This window comes from Escherichia sp. E4385 (assembly GCF_963883145.1).
Classification (GTDB): domain Bacteria; phylum Pseudomonadota; class Gammaproteobacteria; order Enterobacterales; family Enterobacteriaceae; genus Escherichia.
In genome coordinates this window covers 1-1,857 of record NZ_CAWOOJ010000038.1, presented here as the reverse complement: position 1 = coordinate 1,857, position 1,857 = coordinate 1, and the positions used below count along the sequence as shown (strand labels likewise).

General features: G+C 53.0%; 1 rRNA gene. It reads left to right on the top strand.

The features are described 5' to 3' along the window. The first annotated feature begins 188 nt into the window (after window positions 1-188). Window positions 189-1,730, top strand: a 16S ribosomal RNA gene (locus tag AACS80_RS23805). Window positions 1,731-1,857 lie beyond the last annotated feature (127 nt).

The window sequence follows — 1,857 nt, the reverse complement described above, 5'->3', positions numbered from 1 at the left end:
GTATTATGCACACCCCGCGCCGCTGAGAAAAAGCGAAGCGGCACTGCTCTTTAACAATTTATCAGACAATCTGTGTGGGCACTCGAAGATACGGATTCTTAACGTCGCAAGACGATAAATGAATACCAAGTCTCAAGAGTGAACACGTAATTCATTACGAAGTTTAATTCTTTGAGCATCAAACTTTTAAATTGAAGAGTTTGATCATGGCTCAGATTGAACGCTGGCGGCAGGCCTAACACATGCAAGTCGAACGGTAACAGGAAGCAGCTTGCTGCTTTGCTGACGAGTGGCGGACGGGTGAGTAATGTCTGGGAAACTGCCTGATGGAGGGGGATAACTACTGGAAACGGTAGCTAATACCGCATAACGTCGCAAGACCAAAGAGGGGGACCTTCGGGCCTCTTGCCATCGGATGTGCCCAGATGGGATTAGCTAGTAGGTGGGGTAACGGCTCACCTAGGCGACGATCCCTAGCTGGTCTGAGAGGATGACCAGCCACACTGGAACTGAGACACGGTCCAGACTCCTACGGGAGGCAGCAGTGGGGAATATTGCACAATGGGCGCAAGCCTGATGCAGCCATGCCGCGTGTATGAAGAAGGCCTTCGGGTTGTAAAGTACTTTCAGCGGGGAGGAAGGGAGTAAAGTTAATACCTTTGCTCATTGACGTTACCCGCAGAAGAAGCACCGGCTAACTCCGTGCCAGCAGCCGCGGTAATACGGAGGGTGCAAGCGTTAATCGGAATTACTGGGCGTAAAGCGCACGCAGGCGGTTTGTTAAGTCAGATGTGAAATCCCCGGGCTCAACCTGGGAACTGCATCTGATACTGGCAAGCTTGAGTCTCGTAGAGGGGGGTAGAATTCCAGGTGTAGCGGTGAAATGCGTAGAGATCTGGAGGAATACCGGTGGCGAAGGCGGCCCCCTGGACGAAGACTGACGCTCAGGTGCGAAAGCGTGGGGAGCAAACAGGATTAGATACCCTGGTAGTCCACGCCGTAAACGATGTCGACTTGGAGGTTGTGCCCTTGAGGCGTGGCTTCCGGAGCTAACGCGTTAAGTCGACCGCCTGGGGAGTACGGCCGCAAGGTTAAAACTCAAATGAATTGACGGGGGCCCGCACAAGCGGTGGAGCATGTGGTTTAATTCGATGCAACGCGAAGAACCTTACCTGGTCTTGACATCCACAGAACTTTCCAGAGATGGATTGGTGCCTTCGGGAACTGTGAGACAGGTGCTGCATGGCTGTCGTCAGCTCGTGTTGTGAAATGTTGGGTTAAGTCCCGCAACGAGCGCAACCCTTATCCTTTGTTGCCAGCGGTCCGGCCGGGAACTCAAAGGAGACTGCCAGTGATAAACTGGAGGAAGGTGGGGATGACGTCAAGTCATCATGGCCCTTACGACCAGGGCTACACACGTGCTACAATGGCGCATACAAAGAGAAGCGACCTCGCGAGAGCAAGCGGACCTCATAAAGTGCGTCGTAGTCCGGATTGGAGTCTGCAACTCGACTCCATGAAGTCGGAATCGCTAGTAATCGTGGATCAGAATGCCACGGTGAATACGTTCCCGGGCCTTGTACACACCGCCCGTCACACCATGGGAGTGGGTTGCAAAAGAAGTAGGTAGCTTAACCTTCGGGAGGGCGCTTACCACTTTGTGATTCATGACTGGGGTGAAGTCGTAACAAGGTAACCGTAGGGGAACCTGCGGTTGGATCACCTCCTTACCTTAAAGAAGCGTTCTTTGCAGTGCTCACACAGATTGTCTGATAGAAAGTAAAAAGCAAGGCGTCTTGCGAAGCAGACTGATACGTCCCCTTCGTCTAGAGGCCCAGGACACCGCCCTTTCACGGC